20 protein-coding genes and 1 rRNA gene are annotated in these 19164 nt (G+C 45.0%); 2 read left to right on the top strand and 19 right to left on the bottom strand.

The genetic code is table 11. The features are described from left to right. Positions 1–48: 48 nt before the first annotated feature. The 14 genes from ERX55_RS08915 to ERX55_RS08980 all read right to left on the bottom strand — a co-directional run bounded on the left by ERX55_RS08915 (position 49) and on the right by ERX55_RS08980 (position 13379). The gene (locus ERX55_RS08915; protein WP_133452246.1) at positions 49–567 is read right to left on the bottom strand and encodes an NYN domain-containing protein; all 519 of its coding nucleotides are present in this window, start codon (positions 565–567) and stop codon (positions 49–51) included. Further along, a complete protein-coding gene (rlmB, locus tag ERX55_RS08920) occupies positions 567–1301 on the bottom strand; it encodes a 23S rRNA (guanosine(2251)-2'-O)-methyltransferase RlmB (protein ID WP_133452225.1) in 735 nt (244 codons plus the stop codon). Before rlmB ends, ERX55_RS08915 begins: the two co-directional genes overlap by 1 nt. Continuing rightward, positions 1298–1699, bottom strand: a complete 402-nt coding sequence (locus tag ERX55_RS08925) for a Mini-ribonuclease 3 (RefSeq protein ID WP_133452226.1) — start codon at positions 1697–1699, stop codon at positions 1298–1300. Before ERX55_RS08925 ends, rlmB begins: the two co-directional genes overlap by 4 nt. Next, positions 1692–3086 carry a cysteine--tRNA ligase gene (cysS, locus tag ERX55_RS08930; protein WP_133452227.1) on the bottom strand — a complete coding sequence of 465 codons (1395 nt, stop codon included), beginning with the start codon at positions 3084–3086 and terminating at the stop codon, positions 1692–1694. Before cysS ends, ERX55_RS08925 begins: the two co-directional genes overlap by 8 nt. Next, positions 3070–3711: a serine O-acetyltransferase gene (cysE, locus tag ERX55_RS08935; protein ID WP_133452228.1), complete on the bottom strand. Its 642-nt coding sequence runs from the start codon at positions 3709–3711 to the stop codon at positions 3070–3072. Before cysE ends, cysS begins: the two co-directional genes overlap by 17 nt. Positions 3712–3937: 226 nt before the next feature. Next, the gene (gene gltX / locus ERX55_RS08940; RefSeq protein WP_133452229.1) at positions 3938–5392 is read right to left on the bottom strand and encodes a glutamate--tRNA ligase; all 1455 of its coding nucleotides are present in this window, start codon (positions 5390–5392) and stop codon (positions 3938–3940) included. 15 nt (positions 5393–5407) lie between these two features. Beyond that, complete coding sequence (ispF, locus tag ERX55_RS08945) at positions 5408–5887, bottom strand: 2-C-methyl-D-erythritol 2,4-cyclodiphosphate synthase (RefSeq protein ID WP_133452230.1); 480 nt, start codon at positions 5885–5887, stop codon at positions 5408–5410. Then, the gene (gene ispD / locus ERX55_RS08950; protein WP_133452231.1) at positions 5875–6564 is read right to left on the bottom strand and encodes a 2-C-methyl-D-erythritol 4-phosphate cytidylyltransferase; all 690 of its coding nucleotides are present in this window, start codon (positions 6562–6564) and stop codon (positions 5875–5877) included. Before ispD ends, ispF begins: the two co-directional genes overlap by 13 nt. Next, on the bottom strand, positions 6561–7613 hold the full coding sequence (locus tag ERX55_RS08955) for a PIN/TRAM domain-containing protein (RefSeq protein ID WP_133452232.1): 1053 nt from the start codon (positions 7611–7613) through the stop codon (positions 6561–6563). Before ERX55_RS08955 ends, ispD begins: the two co-directional genes overlap by 4 nt. A 13-nt stretch (positions 7614–7626) precedes the next feature. Further along, a complete protein-coding gene (radA, locus tag ERX55_RS08960; protein WP_133452233.1) occupies positions 7627–8991 on the bottom strand; it encodes a DNA repair protein RadA in 1365 nt (454 codons plus the stop codon). Positions 8992–9085: 94 nt separating this feature from the next. Then, positions 9086–11521: an ATP-dependent Clp protease ATP-binding subunit gene (locus tag ERX55_RS08965; protein ID WP_133452234.1), complete on the bottom strand. Its 2436-nt coding sequence runs from the start codon at positions 11519–11521 to the stop codon at positions 9086–9088. A gap of 13 nt (positions 11522–11534) precedes the next feature. After that, positions 11535–12539, bottom strand: a complete 1005-nt coding sequence (locus tag ERX55_RS08970; protein ID WP_133452235.1) for a protein arginine kinase — start codon at positions 12537–12539, stop codon at positions 11535–11537. Then, on the bottom strand, positions 12529–12909 hold the full coding sequence (locus ERX55_RS08975) for a UvrB/UvrC motif-containing protein (RefSeq protein ID WP_133452236.1): 381 nt from the start codon (positions 12907–12909) through the stop codon (positions 12529–12531). Before ERX55_RS08975 ends, ERX55_RS08970 begins: the two co-directional genes overlap by 11 nt. 11 nt (positions 12910–12920) lie before the next feature. Beyond that, a complete protein-coding gene (locus ERX55_RS08980; protein ID WP_133452237.1) occupies positions 12921–13379 on the bottom strand; it encodes a CtsR family transcriptional regulator in 459 nt (152 codons plus the stop codon). Positions 13380–13538: 159 nt separating this feature from the next. Between ERX55_RS08980 and ERX55_RS08985 the strand changes: the two genes are divergently transcribed. Beyond that, entirely contained in the window at positions 13539–14774 is a 1236-nt protein-coding gene (locus tag ERX55_RS08985; RefSeq protein WP_133452238.1) for a NupC/NupG family nucleoside CNT transporter, read from the top strand. Between the two features lie 39 nt (positions 14775–14813). Here the strand turns inward: ERX55_RS08985 and ERX55_RS08990 are convergent, their stop codons facing one another. The 4 genes from ERX55_RS08990 to pdxS all read right to left on the bottom strand — a co-directional run bounded on the left by ERX55_RS08990 (position 14814) and on the right by pdxS (position 17555). Beyond that, positions 14814–15503, bottom strand: a complete 690-nt coding sequence (locus ERX55_RS08990) for a LutC/YkgG family protein (RefSeq protein ID WP_133452239.1) — start codon at positions 15501–15503, stop codon at positions 14814–14816. 28 nt (positions 15504–15531) lie between these two features. After that, complete coding sequence (locus ERX55_RS08995; protein WP_133452240.1) at positions 15532–15936, bottom strand: nitroreductase family protein; 405 nt, start codon at positions 15934–15936, stop codon at positions 15532–15534. Between the two features lie 163 nt (positions 15937–16099). Then, positions 16100–16666 carry a pyridoxal 5'-phosphate synthase glutaminase subunit PdxT gene (gene pdxT, locus ERX55_RS09000; RefSeq protein ID WP_133452247.1) on the bottom strand — a complete coding sequence of 189 codons (567 nt, stop codon included), beginning with the start codon at positions 16664–16666 and terminating at the stop codon, positions 16100–16102. 1 nt (position 16667) lies between these two features. After that, entirely contained in the window at positions 16668–17555 is an 888-nt protein-coding gene (gene pdxS, locus ERX55_RS09005; protein ID WP_133452241.1) for a pyridoxal 5'-phosphate synthase lyase subunit PdxS, read from the bottom strand. Positions 17556–17656: 101 nt separating this feature from the next. Here pdxS and pdxR point away from each other — a divergent pair, with 101 nt between their 5' ends. Then, positions 17657–19021: a MocR-like pyridoxine biosynthesis transcription factor PdxR gene (gene pdxR, locus ERX55_RS09010; protein WP_133452242.1), complete on the top strand. Its 1365-nt coding sequence runs from the start codon at positions 17657–17659 to the stop codon at positions 19019–19021. A gap of 17 nt (positions 19022–19038) precedes the next feature. On the opposite strand, the gene rrf is transcribed toward pdxR, so the two are convergent. Further along, positions 19039–19153: ribosomal RNA gene (rrf, locus tag ERX55_RS09015) — 5S ribosomal RNA — on the bottom strand. Positions 19154–19164 lie beyond the last annotated feature (11 nt).

The following is a 19164-nucleotide window of genomic DNA, read 5'->3' on the forward strand; positions in this document are numbered from 1 at the left end:
TACAATGCTGCATCTACTTTTACAATTGTTGCCATTAAGATAAATTTTTTACTTGAAACCTCTCCGCAATGCCTCAAGCCGCTGCTTCGTCTCTTCATCAATCGGAATGCGCAGTCGTGGCTTATCCTCGTTCATATCCATCAATTCACGTTCCAGCAGTATTTTCTCTTCCTGTAATTCAAGCAGGAATTCTCTTGAAGAAATTCTGAGTGCGCCCGCACCGAAAATCGTATGCTGTTCGGATAAGTCACTCGTTACGACAGTGATGCGTGTAATGTGCTTATCATATAAATCATAGACGAGCCGTTCAATGACTGCATCTGCTGTTTCATCCCTTTTGGAATAGATGACATGTATACCGTGAAAGTACTCTCTTGATTCCACACCACTGGTATTATAGGCATCAAAGACGCATATCAGTTCGGACTGCTGCCTGGCGTTATAGTTCACGAGCCAGAGCAACAGTGTTTTTCGCGCTTCTTCCAGCGATTCCTTGGCGGCTGCTTTCAGTTCCTCACTTTGCCCGATGACATTATAGCCGTCGATAATCGTATAATGCGTTTTCATCATTCAAGCGGGGTGCGCTTTCTATAGACTTCATACATCAGAAGACTCGCTGCGACAGAAGCATTTAAGCTGTTCACATGTCCGATCATCGGCAGATGGACCAGGAAATCACATTTATCTTTCACTAAACGGCTCATCCCTTCCCCTTCAGACCCTATGACAATAGCAAGCGGCATCCCTGCATCCATCTTGCGGTAGTCCACAGACTTCTTAGCGTCAGTACCGCAGACCCAGAATCCCGCTTCTTTCAGCCTGTCAATTGTCTGAGCAAGATTCGTCACCCGCATGACAGGGACGTGTTCAATCGCACCAGTTGATGCTTTAACGACCGTGGAATTAAGAGTGACTGAGCGGCGCTTCGGAATAATCACACCGTCCACACCGATCGCATCAGCAGTTCGTATGATAGAACCTAAATTATGCGGATCTTCCAGTCCGTCCAGAATCATCACAGTGGCTAGTTTCCCTTGCACCGTCTCGAGGAAATCCTCCAGCTCTGTGTATTCGTATGGTGAAATCTGCGCCGCGATACCTTGGTGCGGGACATCACTCATCTGATCCAGCTTGCTTTTCGGGACTTGCTGCACCATGATTTTTCGTTCCTTCAAAATATCCAGAATCGGTTTAATCTGCTGTTTATTGATACCTTCTTGAATATATACTTTATTGATCTCGCGGTCAGACTGTGCGGCGCTTTTGACTGCATGGCGACCTACGATGATATCCTCATTCATTTCGGTTCCCTCTCCTCGCAGAGTTCAACTATTTTATCAAGCAGAGCCTGAAGCCGTTCTTCTTCTCCTGAAAGTTTCAGGTAGCCGATCACCGCTTCAAGCGCTGTGCTTTTTTTATAAGTCAGAACATCTGTATTTTTAGCTTTCGTATGGCTCTTGGCATTCCGTCCTCGCATCAGGACGTCATGCTCCTCTTCCGTAAAATAGGCTTGCGCGACAAGGGCGTCAAATGTCTGCGCCTGGCTCTTTGCTGAGACGTAGAACGTCGATGCACGGTGCAATGTGTTCGGCTTCGCCTGCAGTTTCATGATGACATGTGTTCTGATATGCAGATCGAGCAGCGCATCGCCTAAGTAGGCTAGAGTGAGCGGATTGTAGAGATGTGCCTGATTAGCCACGACGGAATCTCACGCCTTGCGCAGTATCTTCAAGAATAATGTTCTGGTCTTTAAGCAAGTCACGGATCTCATCAGCACGGGCAAAGTCTTTATTTTTTCTTGCGAGCTGACGTTCTTCAATCAATGCTTCGATATCGGCATCGAGGAGTTCCTCTTTTTTATCGAGTGTCACTCCAAGCACGTCACTGATAGCCTCAAACACTTCAATGAAACGGCTGATGACGGCTTGATCTGTAGTCGTACGCTTGTTATAGACATTCGCGAGCTTCGCAAGCTCATACCAGCTTGTCACTGCATTGGCTGTATTGAAATCATCGTCCATCGCCTCTTCAAAACGTGCCAGAATCTGATTGATGTCATCAATGACGGGCTGATCATCCGCGATATCAACAGACATCGCCTGGCGTTCTTTCAGTGCCTGATAAGCATGCTGAATACGCTCAAGCCCTGCTTTCGCACTGGCTACTAGATCCATATTATAGTTGATCGGGTTGCGGTAATGAACGCTGATCATAAAGAATCTGAGGACATCTGGATCCACTTCTTTGATGATATCGTGCACCAGGATGAAGTTGCCGAGTGACTTACTCATCTTCTCGTTATCAATATTGATGAAGCCGTTATGCATCCAGTAGCGGGCAAATGTTTGATCGTTATGGGCTTCTGACTGTGCGATTTCATTCTCGTGGTGCGGGAAGGCAAGGTCACTGCCGCCTGCGTGGATGTCAATCGTATCTCCGAGCATCTTGCGTGCCATAACTGAACATTCGATATGCCAGCCTGGCCGTCCTTCTCCCCATGGACTCTTCCATTTGATTTCGCCTGGTTTAGCCGCTTTCCATAACGCAAAATCAAGTGCGTTATCTTTCAGTTCACCTTGCTGAATACGTGCACCGACCTTCAGTTCATCGATAGACTGCTGGCTCAGTTTACCGTAGCCGTCGAACTTTCTCGTACGGAAGTAGACGTCACCTCCACTTTCATAAGCGTAGCCTTTGTCAATGAGTGTTTCGATGAAGACGATGATATCATCCATATGATCCATCACTCGTGGATGTGATGTCGCCGGTTTGCAGTTCAATGCCTGTGTATCCTCAAAGTAAGCTTCGATAAAACGATCAGCGACTTCAGGAACCGTTGAACCGAGCTCTTTCGCTGCTTTGATCAGTTTATCGTCAACATCTGTGAAGTTTGAAACATAATTGACCTCATAACCCTTATATTCAAAGTAACGACGGACTACGTCAAAACTGATAGCAGGCCGCGCATTACCGATATGAATATAGTTGTATACTGTCGGACCGCAGACATACATCTTCACTTTACCCTCTTCCAGAGGCACGAACGGTTCCTTCTTACGTGTCAGCGTATTATATAATGTAATCATCAATAATCTCTCCATTCTTGACGCCATCAATATGACGTTCCAGTTCTTTTAGTTTTTCATACAATGGATCCGGTAACTTCGTATGGTCAAAGCTCTTACCGACGCGTTTACCATGCTGTTTGACGATGTGACCCGGTATACCCACAACAGTGCTGTAATCCGGTACGTTCTTCAGGACAACGGAATTCGCACCGATATTGACATTATTGCCGACCTGAATATTGCCGAGCACCTTCGCACCAGCTGCTATCAACACATTATCGCCGATATCCGGATGCCGCTTTCCTGATTCTTTACCCGTTCCGCCGAGTGTGACACCCTGATAAATGGTCACATTGTTGCCGATTGTGCAGGTCTCCCCGATCACAATGCCCATCCCATGGTCGATGAACAGACGACGTCCGATCTTCGCACCCGGGTGTATCTCTATACCAGTCATAAATCTTGAGATCTGACTGATGACCCGCGCAGAGAAAAAACGTTTTCTTTTATAAAGTTTGTGGGCTACTAAGTGCCACCACACGGCATGTAGACCTGAATACGTCAGGAACACTTCGAGGCTGCTTCTCGCTGCCGGATCCTGTTCAAATACCATCGCAATATCTTCTTTAATTCTTGCAAACATGATTCACCATCCCCTTAAAATAAAAAGACACCTCAGACGATTTAACGTCAGAGGTGTCTGTCATCAACACGGTTCCACTCTTCTTCAAATGGCAGAGCCATTCACTCATTTCAGTATGCAGTTAGTTAAGGAAGGTGCATTCAATCAATCCTGCCACGTCTTTTCACCAGCCAGACGCTCTCTACTGGACATTCATCATTTACTCTGTCTTCCTATCTAATCGTTATTATACTGTGTAAGGCTCAATACGTTCAAGTACTTTCTCTTTGCCCAGCAGTTCCATCGTATTCGGTAATTCCGGACCATGCGTCTGTCCGGAGACCACTACACGGATCGGCATAAATAAATTTTTACCTTTGATGCCGGTTTCTTTCTGAACTGCTTTAATGGCCGCTTTAATGGCTGCTGCGTCGAACGTTTCAAGTTCATTCAACTTCTCTTTTAAGGCACGCATGAGTTCGGGAACTTGTTCACCGTTTACGACTTCAGTCGCTTCGTCGTTCAGCTGTAATTCATCTTTGAAGAACAGTTCAGACAGTTCAACGATTTCACCTGCATAGCTCATCTGCTGCTGATAAAGTTCCACTAAACTTTTAGCCCATCTCAGTTCTTCATCTGATGGATTCGCTGAGATAAGTCCTGCTTTTTGCATATGAGGCAGCGTCATGTCAAAGACTGTATCCAGATCCTTGTCCTTCATGTACTGGTTGTTGATCCAAGCAAGCTTCACTTTATCAAAGAAGGCAGGGGATTTGCTCAGACGGTGCTCATCAAACATTTCAATGAACTGCTCTTTAGAGAAAATCTCTTCTTCCCCGACTGGTGACCAGCCGAGCAGACCGATGAAGTTGAATAATGCTTCCGGCAGATAGCCGAGATCATGATACTGCTCAATGAACTGAATGATGGAGCCGTCTCGTTTAGATAATTTTTTACGTTCCTCATTGACGATTAAGGTCATATGGCCGAATGTCGGGATTTCATAACCAAGTGCCTCATAAATCATCATCTGTTTAGGGGTGTTGGAAATATGATCATCACCGCGGATGACATGCGAGATTTCCATGAAGTGGTCATCAATGGCCACCGCGAAATTATAAGTCGGAATGCCATCTTTCTTCACAATCACCCAGTCACCGATACCGTCAGATTCAAACGACACTTCCCCTTTGACCATATCATTGAATGTGTACGTCTTACCTTGCGGTACACGGAACCGGATACTTGGTTCGCGTCCTTCAGCGATAAAAGCTTCTTCCTGTTCTTTCGTTAAATGGGCGTGCTGTCCGCCGTAACGAGGCATCTCACCGCGTGCCTGCTGTTCTTCCCGTTCTGCTTCCAGCTCTTCAGCTGTCATATAGCAGCGGTACGCTTTATCTTCAGCAAGTAAATGCTCGACAATAGGATTGTAAATATGCGCGCGTTCAGACTGACGATAAGGCCCGTAGCCCCCATCTTTGTCGACTGATTCATCCCATTCAAGTCCTAACCATTTGAGATAGCGAAGCTGTGATTCCTCGCCGCCTTCTACATTACGAGCAGTATCAGTATCTTCAATACGGACGATGAAATCACCGCCATGATGTCTCGCAAATAAATAGTTGAACAATGCTGTTCTCGCATTCCCGATATGCAGGAAGCCGGTTGGTGACGGTGCATATCTGACTCTTACTTTATCCATTTATGTCACTCCAATTTAATTAGTCTGATTCAATAATACCACAGCCTGCGCGGCAATTCCTTCTTCTCTGCCCAAGTAGCCCATCTTCTCGTTCGTAGTTGCTTTAATATTCACCTGAGTGATATCAATCGCCAGCACGTCTGCAATAATCTGTCGCATCGTATCTATATGCGGACGGAATTTGGGTTTTTCAGCAATAATCGTCGCATCTATATTACCGATTGCGTAGCCTTTTTCTTTAACCGCTGTATAAGATTCCGCCAGCAATACCTTTGAATCCGCATCTTTAAATGCCATATCTGTATCCGGAAATAGTTTACCGATATCACCGAGTGCTGCCGCACCGAGCATGGCATCTGTAATCGCATGAAGCAGCACATCTGCGTCACTGTGACCAAGCAGCCCTTTACTATGAGGGATTTCAAGCCCTCCGATAATCAGGCGACGTCCTTCTTGTAATTGATGTACGTCGTAACCAAATCCTATTCTGAACATTCTATCCCTCTTTTCTTCATGATGGCTTCAGCAAAATATAAATCTTCCGGTGTTGTTAATTTGATATTGTCATAATCGCTGACCACAACCGAAACCGGATGGCCGAGACGCTCAACTAGCGACGCATCATCGGTGCCGAGAAAGCCGTCGCGCTCTGCCTGGCTATAGGCTTCCATGAGCAAATCATATGCGAATGCCTGAGGTGTCTGAACCTGCCAGAGCGTCGTTCTATCCAGTGTGTGATCGATAATCAGATCATTGACGACTTTGATTGTATCTTTGACCTGGACAGCAGCGATGGCAGCCTTTCTCGCCAGAGCACCGTCATAGAGCTGAGTCAAGGTTTCATGTGAAACGAAGGGGCGCGCGGCATCATGCACCATGACAACCTCACAAGGGGGAATCGTCTTAAGCACATTATGAATGCTGTATTGACGTTCACTGCCACCGACCACCAGCCCTTTCACTTTGGTAAATCCTTGAAGGATGGTCGTCAGTTCTGTCAGCTCTTCCTGACGTGCTGCCAGATAAATCGCATTACAGCTGGCATCCTGTTCAAATCGCGATACCGTATGAAAAATGATGGGGCGCTGGTTCAGTTCCAGCAGGACTTTGTTTTTGTCGCTGCCCATTCTTTTACCTTGCCCTGCTGCAGGAATGATAACTGTATACATTATTTGTCCGCTACTTTCTTTGTGAAAATGATTCGGCCTGAAGCGGTCTGAAGGACAGACTGGACTTCTACCTGATGTTCTTCGCCGATATTCTGTTTCGCATGGTCGACGACTACCATCGTACCGTCTTCAAGATAACCGACACCTTGATTCTCTTCTTTACCTGACTTAGTAATCAGCAACTTGAATTGATCGCCTTGCTGCACAACCGGTTTGATCGCTTCTGAAAGGTCGTTGACGTTCAAAACTTTAATCCCTTGCACACGACAGACTTTATTTAAATTATAGTCCGTCGTGATAACGCTCGCCTTGGTCTCTGCTGCCATCCTCACGAGCAACTGATCGACTTCACGGATTTCCTTATGGCCCGGCACAATTTTAACCGGATGACCGGATTGACGCAGCGCCTCAAGAATATCCAATCCTCTCTGTCCTTTATCACGCTTAAGTCCATCGGTAGAGTCCGCGATAAGCTGCAGTTCATCAAGCACCCCTTGCGGCACAACAATAGTTCCATCCAGGAAACCACATTTGACAATCTCTAAAATGCGCCCGTCAATAATAGCTGACGTATCGAGAAGTTTAGCACTGTCGTTCACTTTTCTCTTCTGTCCCTGTAAGCGCTCGGGCAGTACATTCTGAATCTCCTCACGCTTTTTGAGACCCACCTGGAAGCCCAGATAACCTAAAATAACGGCCAAGATGACCGGGATGGTATTGCGTAGCAGGGAAAACCCGATGGAGACAAGAATAAGACTGATCATCGAAGCGATAGCAAGACCCATCATCATGCCGAGTGTCGCAAAGACGATCTCCATTAAATTTCTTTTGAGGAGCAGGCCCTCACCTTTTACGATCAGTGCCACCACTTTATCAATAAGCCAATAAAACAATAACATGAAGACAATGATTCCGAGCAGGCCATCGATATAAGTGTTCATCAGTAGAGGATGCAGCTTCAGATTAAAGATACGCATGATTTCCGGCACCATAAAAATACCGAGTGAAGCGCCGATAATAATAAAAACAAGTGTCATTAAACGTTTTAACATATATTCACCTCCTTTAATTAAAAGCAATTCTAATTGCTTCCGCAATATTAGTAATACCCAGAATTTCGATGTTCGGTGGAAAATCCCAGCCGCCGATATTATTTTTCGGAATAATGACACGTTTAAATCCAAGCTTAGCTGCTTCCTGTACGCGCTGCTCTATGCGTGCAACTCGTCTCACTTCCCCTGTCAGCCCTACTTCCCCGATATAACAATCATCTCCGCGTGTTGCTTTGTCGCTGAAACTTGAAGCAATACTGATGACGACGCTCAGATCCACAGCCGGTTCATCCAGTTTGACCCCGCCTGCTACTTTGATATAAGCATCCTGTTGCTGCAGGAGGAGACCCTGCTTCTTCTCGAGAACAGCCATCAGCAGACTCAGACGGTTCTGATCAATACCTGTTGAAGTACGGCGCGGATTATGGAATGAAGTCGGTGTAACAAGTGCCTGTACTTCTACAAGCAACGGTCTTGTTCCTTCCATCGTTGCGACAATAGTAGAACCAGCGACATTTTTCGTCCGTTCCTCCAGAAACATTTCAGAAGGATTGAGCACTTCTTTCAGACCGGATTGACGCATCTCAAATATACCCATTTCATTCGTTGAACCGAATCTGTTCTTGACAGCGCGCAGTATACGGTAGCTATGGTGTGTATCGCCCTCGAAGTAGAGAACAGTATCGACCATATGTTCGAGTAGCCGTGGGCCCGCAATCTGGCCTTCTTTCGTCACGTGCCCGACAATAAAGGTGGCAATATTCATGGATTTCGCCATGCGCAGCAACTCCTGTGTACATTCACGGACTTGTGAGACAGAACCCGGAGCTGAAGTGACTTCCGGATGGAATATCGTCTGGATGGAATCAATCACCAGGAATTTAGGCTCTATTTTCTTCACCGTCTCATGAATGATCTGCAGATTGGTCTCTGCATAGACACTGAGTTCTCCCGCGTCTTCACTAAGGCGGTCGGCACGAAGTTTTGTCTGACGGACGGATTCCTCCCCTGAAATATAAAGCACATTGTCATGCTGCGATAAAAGTGCACAGACCTGCAGCAGAAGTGTCGATTTACCGATACCCGGGTCCCCGCCGATTAAAATCAATGAACCGGGCACGATGCCTCCCCCGAGCACACGGTCAAATTCTTTGATATAAGTTGTCGATCGCGGAGTGGTCTCTTTTGTGACATCCTTCAGTTTCTCTACCTTCTGGCTAGAAGATGTGTCGGTAATAGCCGTCTTCGGTCCTTTGGCCTTATGTTCAATGACTTCTTCCATCTGATTCCAGGCCCCGCAGTTCGGACATTTACCCATCCATTTAGGCGACTGGTAACCACAAGCCATACATTCAAATGTTACTTTCGTTTTTGCCAATGCAGTTCCTCCTGTATCTTTATCTTTCCATTTTAAACTCTTTTTATGCTTAATACAATTAAACCCCTGAAGCATATACTTCAGGGGTTTAATCTTATTCTGCAGCCGTTCTTGCGACTGTCTGAATATCGAACTGACCATCTATATAATCAATTCTGACATCCTGTCCTGCTAATGTATGACCTTTCAGCAGTTCTTCTGATAACTGGTCTTCAATATTCTTCTGGATGGCACGTGCGAGCGGACGCGCACCATATTCAGGATCATAGCCTTCATCTGCAATTTTTTCTTTCGCAGCATCTGTTAAAGTGATATGAATATCCTGTTCTTCCAGACGTTTCGCCAGACTACCGACCATCAATGTGACGATTTCTTTTAAATGGTCTTTTTCAAGCTTGTGGAAGACAATGATATCGTCTACACGGTTTAAGAATTCTGGACGGAACTGGTTTTTCAGTTCATTCATCATCGTCTTACGGATTGTCTCATAGTCAGGACCTGTTGCACTTGCACCGAAGCCGACAAATTTATTGTCTTTCAGTTCCTGAGCACCGACGTTAGACGTCATAATGATGACTGTATTGCGGAAGTCAACTGTACGCCCTTGCGCATCTGTCAGACGACCGTCATCCAGTACTTGAAGCAGCATGTTGAAGACATCCGGATGCGCTTTTTCGATTTCATCGAATAGAATCACTGAATAAGGCTTACGGCGAACTTTCTCCGTCAACTGACCGCCTTCTTCGTGACCGACGTATCCTGGAGGAGAACCGACCAGTCTAGAGACACTGTGTTTCTCCATAAACTCACTCATATCGACCCGGATCATCGCATCTTCTTCACCGAACATCGCTTCAGCAAGTGCTTTAGCCAGTTCAGTCTTACCGACACCTGTTGGTCCGAGGAAAATAAAGCTGCCGATCGGACGTTTAGGATCTTTCAAGCCGGCTCTAGCACGGCGTACAGCTTTAGAAATAGATTGCACAGCATCCTGCTGACCGATGACACGGTTATGCAGAATCTCTTCTAAATTGAGCAGCTTTTTAGATTCTGTCTCAGCAATCTTGTTGATCGGAATACCTGTCCACTGTGCGACGACTTGTGCGATATCATCTTCAGTGACAGCTGATTCTGATTGACCCTGACTTTTCTTCCATTCTTTCTTCGTTTCGTCGAGCTGTTTCTCCAGTTTTGTCTGTTTGTCGCGGAGTGCTGCAGCTTCCTCAAATTCCTGGGAATGAACAGCGGCATCTTTTTCTTTTTTAATCTGTTCCAGTTCTGATTCCAGTTCTTTCAGGCTTGGCGGTGTGGTATGGTTACGCAGACGTACCTTCGAACCCGCTTCATCTATTAAATCGATCGCTTTATCCGGCAGGAAACGGTCAGAGATATAGCGGTCGCTCATCTTAACTGCTGCTACTAAAGCATCGTCCGTAATTTTAATGCGGTGATGGGCTTCGTAACGGTCGCGCAGACCTTTCAGAATTTCAATCGCATCTTCAACACTCGGTTCATTGACGGTCACCGGCTGGAAGCGACGTTCCAGTGCGGCATCTTTCTCGATGTACTTACGGTACTCTTCAAGCGTCGTTGCACCGATACATTGCAGTTCTCCGCGCGCCAGTGCTGGTTTCAGAATGTTTGAGGCATCAATTGCACCCTCAGCACCGCCTGCACCGATCAAGGTATGCAATTCATCGATGAAGAGAATGATATTGCCTGCCTGATGGATTTCATCCATTACCTTCTTCAGACGTTCTTCGAATTCCCCGCGGTATTTCGTACCTGCGACCACCGTACCCATGTCCAGGCTCATCACCCGTTTGTCTTTTAACGTTTCAGGTACTTCATTATTGACGATGGCCTGTGCTAATCCTTCAACAATCGCTGTTTTACCGACACCAGGCTCACCGATTAAAACAGGGTTGTTCTTCGTCCGTCTGCTCAATACTTCAATCACACGAATGATTTCCTGGCTACGACCGATGACCGGGTCAAGCGTGCCTTCTTTCGCGATGACCGTTAAGTCACGTGCCAGTCCATCAAGTGTCGGCGTACCTTGTGATTTTGAGCCTTGAGCGTTTTTAGCGCTCATTTCCGGGCTGCCGAGTAACTTCACGACTTGCGCCCGTGCTTTCGTGATATTTAAGTCCAGATTAGCAAGAACACGTGCCGCGACACCTTCATTTTCACGGATCAGACCCAGCAGGATATGCTCCGTGCCGACGAATGAATGATTCAGGCGACGTGCTTCATCAAGAGATAATTCAATCACTTTTTTCGCTCTTGGTGTGTACTGGATGGTGCCACCGAGATCTGTCCCGTGACCGATCAGCTGCTCGACCTCATTGATGATTTTTTCTTCCGTAATATCAAACTCTGCCAGTACTTTTGCTGCAATCCCGTCAGGCTCTTTGACAAGACCAAGCAGCAGATGCTCAGTACCGATATTATTATGCTGCAGGCGAATCGCTTCTTCCTGTGCATGTGCAAGGACACGCTGAGCGCGTTCTGTTAATTTACCAAACATGGTTTTTCCTCCTTTAAAGATGTTCTCTAAGCATCTTGGCTCTTTTTTCATCTATTTCAAGTGCTTCATTGATCGTATTGAGAAATGGGGGCTGAATCGCCACCATCAACTCATTAAATCGAAATGGCTGGGCGGGAATGATTCCCATATCAATACCCATTTTAACTTCACTTAGTCTGAGACTTGCTTCTTCTGCACTGATCAATCGTGCATATTTCAAAATACCGAGACTGCGGTTGATGCGGTCAGATGTCTGGATATAGTCATAGTCAAACAGTCGTTGACGCATCGCTTCTTCTTCACCGATAATCTGCTCAACAATCTGCTTCAGGTCGCCTATAATGGCTTCCTCGCTCTTACCGAGTGTCAGCTGATTGGATACCTGATAGACATGACCGAGCCCCTGACTTCCCTCACCATATATACCGCGAATCGTATAACCGAAGCGGTTGATTGCCTGGGCAATACGCGTCATACGTTTCATAATGGAAAGCCCCGGCAGATGGAGCATGACACTCGCTCTCAGCCCTGTGCCGATATTCGTCGGACAGGTCGTTAAATAACCGAGCGTCTCATCAAATGATATCGTCATCTTCTCATCTATCTGCTGATCGATCTCTTTGGCTTTCAAATAGAGATGTTCAAGAGATAAGTCACGCCCTAATACTTGAATACGAATATGGTCCTCTTCATTGATCATAATGCTCACCGATTCATCTTCACTGAGGAAGACGGCGCCATGGGGCTGGCTTAAAAGTTCCTTACTTACGAGGTGTTTGATCACCAGCATCTGCCTCGCATTGACATCAAGATCCGCAAGTCTCACTTCATCGAACTGTGAACCCAGGACAGCGGATGCCGCGTTCAGTACTTGTTCTCCTGTCTGATCATCATACATAAGCGGATGCACAAAATCCTCAAGATTGCGAGCGAGCCTGATTCTGGAGCTCAGAATAATGGGCTGATCGGCTTGCTGCATCCAGTCCCCCAGCTGCACATTCAAATGTTTATCCAGCATCGGAATCCCCCCTCTGTCTCAGCGCTTTTATTTCATCACGTACTAGCACCGCTTCTTCAAAAGCCTGTTCAGCAACTAATCCTTCCAGTTTAGCCTCGAGCGCTTCTATCTGCTTCTTCAGCTTGATTTTTTGTGCTGACTTGAGAGGTGCCTGACCTGTATGCTTCTGGTTGCCTGCCTGCACGCGTTCAACAATCTGCGGGACATAATCACTGAAAGTGGCATAGCAAGTGTGACAACCGAATTTACCGATATGCAGGGCTTCACTCAGCGCAAGACCACAGTTCGGACAGACAGGTTCTGCCTGCTCCTCTCTGAACAGATGTTTCAGCAGCTGATTCATTGTAAATTCTTCATCATTATAATTCATGTTGCACCTCGCTAATGATAACGAATAACTGTCAGGATATTCTGCAGAATATTCGCTCTGATATAATCTCTATATGGTACATCTACGTATAAGGTATCACGGTGAATCGTCGCGAGTAACAGACGTTTCTCACGGTCTGAAATCAAGTCATTCTGTGATAAAGCATCAATAATATGCTCTGCCTTCTGCTGACTGACATGCTGGCCGGTCATAGCACTCAAGTGGTCGATAAACGCCCCTTGATCATTGGACTCAATCTTCGTAATACGAATATAGCCGCCACCGCCACGCTTACTCTCTATCTCATAGCCATGTTCACTTGTGAAACGGGTCTTGATAACATAATTGAGCTGCGACGGTACACAGTCAAATTTCTCGGCGATCTTTGAACGCTTTATTTCCACTGCATCCCCGCTTTGTTCAAGTAGCTGCTTTAAATACTGTTCGATAATGTCAGACATATTTTTCATGATTTCACCTCTTTTTGACCATCTTTGACTTTATTATAGGGACAATGCAGAATGAGTGCAAACAATTTGTCTCTCCTTTCTAAAAGAGGTACCGCTTTCATAATAAATGTAGTATGATATTTAATGACGTTTAGTTTATATATGAAGGAGAGGAATAACATGAATTATATTATCGGGGCGATAGGTATCGTCATCTTCCTGTTACTCGCATGGGCAATCAGTTCAGATAAGAAAAATGTCAGATGGCAATATATCGGTATTATGCTCGTCATCCAGTTTCTCCTGGCATTCTTACTGCTGAAGACACCATGGGGAATCAAATTCGTTCAATTTTTAGCCACAGGTTTTGGTTATTTGCTCAGTTACGCAGGTAAAGGTGTTGATTTTGTATTTGCTGGTCTTGAAAATCCAGCTGTTGGAAAAATTCCACAAGCATCAACATTCTTTCTTGATGTATTATTACCTATCACATTTATCTCTGCTTTAATTGGTATCCTTCAATACTTAAAAATCCTGCCATTCATCATTAAATATTTGGGTCTTGCGATCTCTAAAATCAATGGTATGGGGAAATTGGAATCTTACAATGCGGTTGCGTCAGCAATCTTAGGGCAATCTGAAGTCTTCATCTCACTGAAGAAACAACTTCCGTACATCCCTAAACATCGTTTATATACATTAACGGCTTCAGCGATGTCGACTGTGTCACTTTCTATCGTCGGCGCGTATTTCACGATGATTAAACCAGAATACGTCGTAACAGCAATTGTCTTAAATTTATTCGGTGGTTTTATCGTCGCTTCTATCATCAATCCATATCGTGTGTCAGATGAAGAAGAAAATAATGTCATCATGACTGAAAATGAACATAAACAGTCATTCTTCGAGATGCTGGGTGAATATATCTTAGACGGCTTTAAGGTTGCAGTGATAGTAGGTGCCATGCTGATCGGTTATATCGCTTTGATCGCCATGTTAAACGGTATCGTTTACGGTATCTCTGGCTGGTTCACTGACAGCCCATTTGACTTCCAGACAATTTTAGGATTCATCTTTGCACCTCTTGCATTCTTAACAGGTATCGCTTGGGATGATGCGGTACGTGCAGGTTCAATTATGGCCACTAAACTCGTATCTAACGAGTTTGTCGCGATGCTGGATGTTCAGAATATCATCAACAATAAAACAGGTGAGTTATCTGAACGTGCCATTGGTGTCGTTTCAGTCTTCTTAGTATCATTTGCCAACTTCTCATCTATCGGGATTATCGCTGGTGCGATTAAATCGCTGAATGATAAGCAAGGTGACGTGGTAGCTCGCTTCGGTCTTAAGTTACTATACGGTGCGACGCTCGTCTCATTCATCTCTGCGACTATCGCAGGTTTCTTCCTATAATAAAAAAGCTTCGAAATCAGTTGATTTCGAAGCTTTTTTTTAGTAGTCCTCTACGATGATATAAGTCGCTTTGATCGGCCCATGGACACCGACGACCAGCTTCATTTCAATATCTGCAGAATTGGACGGACCTGTGATCAAGTTGATGCATGTCGGAAAATCCGAATCATTGTTTCTTTGGTCAATCTGCTCTGCTGCCTGTGTAAATCGTGGGACTATTGTTGACTTCGGAATAATCGCAATATATGTAGCCGGCAGCAGGCTGACACTGCGACCCTTCCCTTTATCTGCGTACAGCACTACTGTCGCACTTTCAGCAAGTGTCACATCACTGAAGGTGATACCGATATTAGCGCGTTCTGCAACCTCGATATTCTCCGCACCTTTTGCCTCATCCCAGATGAAAGTATCATACTTTTTTAAATCAATATTCAACTCATCAAAACGAGGATCGTTCCAGGCGATGATTTCTCCACCGCCATATGTGGCAATGACACGTGCGAGCACTTCATTCACTTCAGTTGAACGGGTCTCGATGATATCTGTATGAATGGCAATGCTGTGCTGTTTCATCACCTCTACCAGCTCATCCTGTGATAAGTCCGCTAATGTCTTATCCTGCGGTCTGAACTGCCAGGCCGGCTTGGTCACCTGTCTAGGCATAGGTCTTGATAAGTTCTGGCTGATATTCTTAAGAAATCGATCTTTATTGTGAATAGTTCCTGTCATTAATCCTTACCTCTTTTCAGCCGGTTTTTCATCTACCAATCGCAATGAACATGACGGGTACACACCGTTCTTTATTGATACTTAAAGCATCCAGCACTTCATCACGTTCAAAACCACCGATCGGATTCGTATCATAGCCATGATCCTTAGCGATCAGCATCAGCTGCATAGCGGCTAAGTTGGCATCCATCATCCCTTGTATCTGAAGTGCTTCAGCAGGTACCTGTGAGAATGATTCTTTCATATAAGCCACATTGGTTTTCATGACATCCTCAGGCATATAGCCCAGTTCAACATTTTTGCCATAAATCTTTTCTAAATCTTCTGCATGTCTATTATCTGATAATACGAGAATAAATGCAGCACTTGTCTCTAGCTGACGAGTATTGAAACGCACTAAATCTTTGCATTTCTTCGTGCGGAATTTTGACATTCGGATCGAATTCCTTGACTGATTTTCTCGCTTTAATTGCTTCTATAAGTGTCAGATTTATTATATAAAACTCCTTTAAATATAATGTCACATTATATCACCATTCAGACTAAAAATCCTGCTAGCTGTTTGCAAAAAAGCCACCGGCTTATGCCGGTGACTTCTATTTGTTTTGAGCAGCCATCTCTTCGATAAAATATTTCATAATCTTGATGTCATCTGTCAGCTCTGGATGAAATGAAATACCTAAATATTTACCCTGTCTCACCGCTACCATCTTATCTTCTACTTCACTTAAGATTTCTACCTCATCACCTACTGAGACGATGTGCGGTGCACGGATGAAGATCGCGTTGACCTGTTCTTCTATGCCCTTTACATCAAGCTCTGCTTCAAAGCTGTCCACTTGTCTGCCGAAAGAATTACGGCGGACTTTGATATCCATTTTCTTTAGATGCCCTTCTTCATAGCCTTCTATTTCATCAGCGAGAAGAATAAGACCGGCACAAGTGCCATACATCGGCAGTTCACTTTCCCGTAAGGCTGTCGTAAAACCATAGAGGTCCATCAGACGGCGCATCGTTGTTGATTCCCCGCCTGGCAGCACAAGGCCATCAAGCTCTTTCAGCTGTTCGACGTGCTTAACCGGAATCCCTTCATGCCCATTCAGTTCGATATGCTTCAGGTGCTCCCGAACAGCACCCTGCAGCGCGAGTACACCGATTTTCATCTTACCAGCCACGTTCCTGCATTCTTTCTTCAAGTGAAAGAGAATTGATATCTAAGCCTTTCATCGCTGCGCCTAATTCCTTAGACAGCTTACCGATCAGTGCATAGTCCTGATAGTGTGTAGTGGCTTGGACGATTGCTTTAGCATATTTCTCCGGAGATTCTGATTTGAAGATACCAGAACCAACGAAGACGCCGTCCGCGCCCAGTTCCATCATCAGTGCAGCATCAGCTGGTGTGGCAACGCCGCCTGCAGCGAAATTCACAACCGGTAACTTGCCGAGTGTCTTAATTTCTTTTAAGACTTCATAAGGGGCACCCAGTAATTTTGCTTCTGTCATAATCTCATCATCATTCATCACTGATAATTTACGAACTTGTGCATTCACTTTACGTAAGTGACGCACAGCTTCTACGATATTACCTGTCCCCGGTTCACCTTTAGTACGGAGCATTGCTGCGCCTTCACCGATACGACGAGCTGCTTCACCTAGATCACGGCAGCCGCAGACGAATGGCACTGTGAATTCATCTTTCTTTAAATGGAACTCTTCATCAGCAGGTGTTAATACTTCAGATTCATCGATATAATCCACACCCATCGCTTCTAGTACACGTGCTTCAGTGATATGACCGATACGACCTTTAGCCATAACCGGTATAGAAACAGCATTCATCACTTCTTCAACGATACGTGGATCTGCCATACGGGCAACGCCACCCGCTTTACGGATATCGCTTGGCACACGTTCTAAAGCCATAACCGCCACAGCACCCGCTGCTTCAGCCAGTTTAGCCTGTTCCGCGTTGACAACGTCCATGATGACGCCACCTTTTTGCATTTCTGCCATGCCACGTTTTACTTTATCTGAACCTAAGATCTTAGACATTTGCTACACTCCTTCAAATTCATTTCACCTATTAATGTAGCGAATAAACTGATATTATAAAAGTATCAGTTTTAATAAAAATTAAGGGGTCAGTTGATTATATGGAAATGCTTACCTATAAATTTACAGAAGATACTTTTCTTTATCAGCAGCTCTATCAGTTTATTAAACAGGATATTCTCTCGGGCAAACTGATACAGAATGATAAGCTGCCATCGAAGCGTAAGTTAAGTCAGCATCTCAACTTAAGCGGGACAACCATAGAAATCGCCTATCAGCAGCTGCTCGATGAAGGATTTATTTATTCAAAGCCAAAAGTAGGTTATTTTGTGGAGATGATCGAAACTCTGAATAGTGCACCAGAGAATAAAATAGCAGACCAGCCACCTGAAAAGAAGATGGCGCGACCTTCATTTAAAATAGAAGACAGTCATCACTCTGATTTCCCTCATCATCTTTTCAGAAAATACGCTAAAGAAGCCTTTGAAGTTGAGATGAATGAACTGCTGGACCGGGGACATCCTCAAGGTGAATATGCATTAAGAGAGCAAATACGACGTTATCTTTACCACTCTCGAGGCGTCAACTGCCAGAATGAGCAGATTATTATCGGGAGTTCAACTGAACAATTATTTACGCTTGTGACACGTTTACTGCCGGAAGCCACATATCAAGTCGAAGATCCAGGCTATCCTCTCATCCGTAAAGTGCTGAAATACGAGAACAGACCCTTCTTACCTGTTAAAGTGGATGCTGAGGGTATCGTAGTCGATGCACTGCATCCAACAACCGATGTGGTCCATGTAACACCTAGTCATCAGTTTCCAACAGGTGCCGTACTGTCAGCCAGAAGAAGGACAGAACTACTGAAATGGGCTATGACACAAGACAGATATATTATAGAAGATGACTATGACAGTGAATTCAGATATAGGGGCCAACCGCTGAAAGCACTGCAAGGACTCGATACACATCAGAAAGTCATCTATATGAGTACATTTTCAAAATCAATTTACCCTAGTATTCGTGTGGCTTATCTTGTACTCCCTGAACCCCTGCTCAGGAGATATCATGAACTCAGACACAAACCTAATATTACAGTGCCTAGACACATCCAATATATCATCACTCGTTTCATGCAGTCAGGCGAATTTGAACGCAATATCAACAGGACAAGAAAAGTCTATAAGAAAAAACTGGATGCTGTTTTAGCAGCGCTTAAACCATTTCAGGAGAACATAACAATCAGCGGGGAACAAGCAGGGATGCACTGTGTGATTAACTTCCACTACCCTCTCATCAAACCTGATGATATTGAAGTGAGCTTAATCAGCGACTATGCTGAACAGAATCAGCAAATATATGAACACCAGCTTATTTTAGGTTACGGTGGATTGGAAGACAGTTCCATTAGAACTGATATAGAGAATTTAATGCATAAATTAATACAAAAAAAAGAGACCTGACAGGTCTCTTTCTATTTGCCCGGCAACGTCCTACTCTCGCGGAACGTAAGTCCAACTACCATCGGCGCTAGAGAGCTTAACTTCTGTGTTCGGTATGGGAACAGGTGTGACCTCTCTGCCATTATCACCAGACAGGGTGAGAA

This window comes from Macrococcus bovicus, assembly GCF_004359575.1.
GTDB lineage: Bacteria > Bacillota > Bacilli > Staphylococcales > Staphylococcaceae > Macrococcus > Macrococcus bovicus.

Excerpts from the sequence above, each read along its gene's own strand:
- ERX55_RS08915 (WP_133452246.1), bottom strand. The coding sequence starts at position 567 with ATGAAAACGCATTATACGATTATCGACGGCTATAATGTCATCGGGCAA.
- rlmB (WP_133452225.1), bottom strand. The coding sequence starts at position 1,301 with ATGAATGAGGATATCATCGTAGGTCGCCATGCAGTCAAAAGCGCCGCA.
- cysS (WP_133452227.1), bottom strand. The coding sequence starts at position 3,086 with ATGATTACATTATATAATACGCTGACACGTAAGAAGGAACCGTTCGTG.
- cysE (WP_133452228.1), bottom strand. The coding sequence starts at position 3,711 with ATGTTTGCAAGAATTAAAGAAGATATTGCGATGGTATTTGAACAGGAT.
- gltX (WP_133452229.1), bottom strand. The coding sequence starts at position 5,392 with ATGGATAAAGTAAGAGTCAGATATGCACCGTCACCAACCGGCTTCCTG.
- ispF (WP_133452230.1), bottom strand. The coding sequence starts at position 5,887 with ATGTTCAGAATAGGATTTGGTTACGACGTACATCAATTACAAGAAGGA.
- ERX55_RS08955 (WP_133452232.1), bottom strand. The coding sequence starts at position 7,613 with ATGTTAAAACGTTTAATGACACTTGTTTTTATTATTATCGGCGCTTCA.
- ERX55_RS08965 (WP_133452234.1), bottom strand. The coding sequence starts at position 11,521 with ATGTTTGGTAAATTAACAGAACGCGCTCAGCGTGTCCTTGCACATGCA.
- ERX55_RS08970 (WP_133452235.1), bottom strand. The coding sequence starts at position 12,539 with ATGCTGGATAAACATTTGAATGTGCAGCTGGGGGACTGGATGCAGCAA.
- ERX55_RS08975 (WP_133452236.1), bottom strand. The coding sequence starts at position 12,909 with ATGAATTATAATGATGAAGAATTTACAATGAATCAGCTGCTGAAACAT.
- ERX55_RS08980 (WP_133452237.1), bottom strand. The coding sequence starts at position 13,379 with ATGAAAAATATGTCTGACATTATCGAACAGTATTTAAAGCAGCTACTT.
- ERX55_RS08985 (WP_133452238.1), top strand. The coding sequence starts at position 13,539 with ATGAATTATATTATCGGGGCGATAGGTATCGTCATCTTCCTGTTACTC.
- ERX55_RS08990 (WP_133452239.1), bottom strand. The coding sequence starts at position 15,503 with ATGACAGGAACTATTCACAATAAAGATCGATTTCTTAAGAATATCAGC.
- ERX55_RS08995 (WP_133452240.1), bottom strand. The coding sequence starts at position 15,936 with ATGTCAAAATTCCGCACGAAGAAATGCAAAGATTTAGTGCGTTTCAAT.
- pdxT (WP_133452247.1), bottom strand. The coding sequence starts at position 16,666 with ATGAAAATCGGTGTACTCGCGCTGCAGGGTGCTGTTCGGGAGCACCTG.
- pdxS (WP_133452241.1), bottom strand. The coding sequence starts at position 17,555 with ATGTCTAAGATCTTAGGTTCAGATAAAGTAAAACGTGGCATGGCAGAA.
- pdxR (WP_133452242.1), top strand. The coding sequence starts at position 17,657 with ATGGAAATGCTTACCTATAAATTTACAGAAGATACTTTTCTTTATCAG.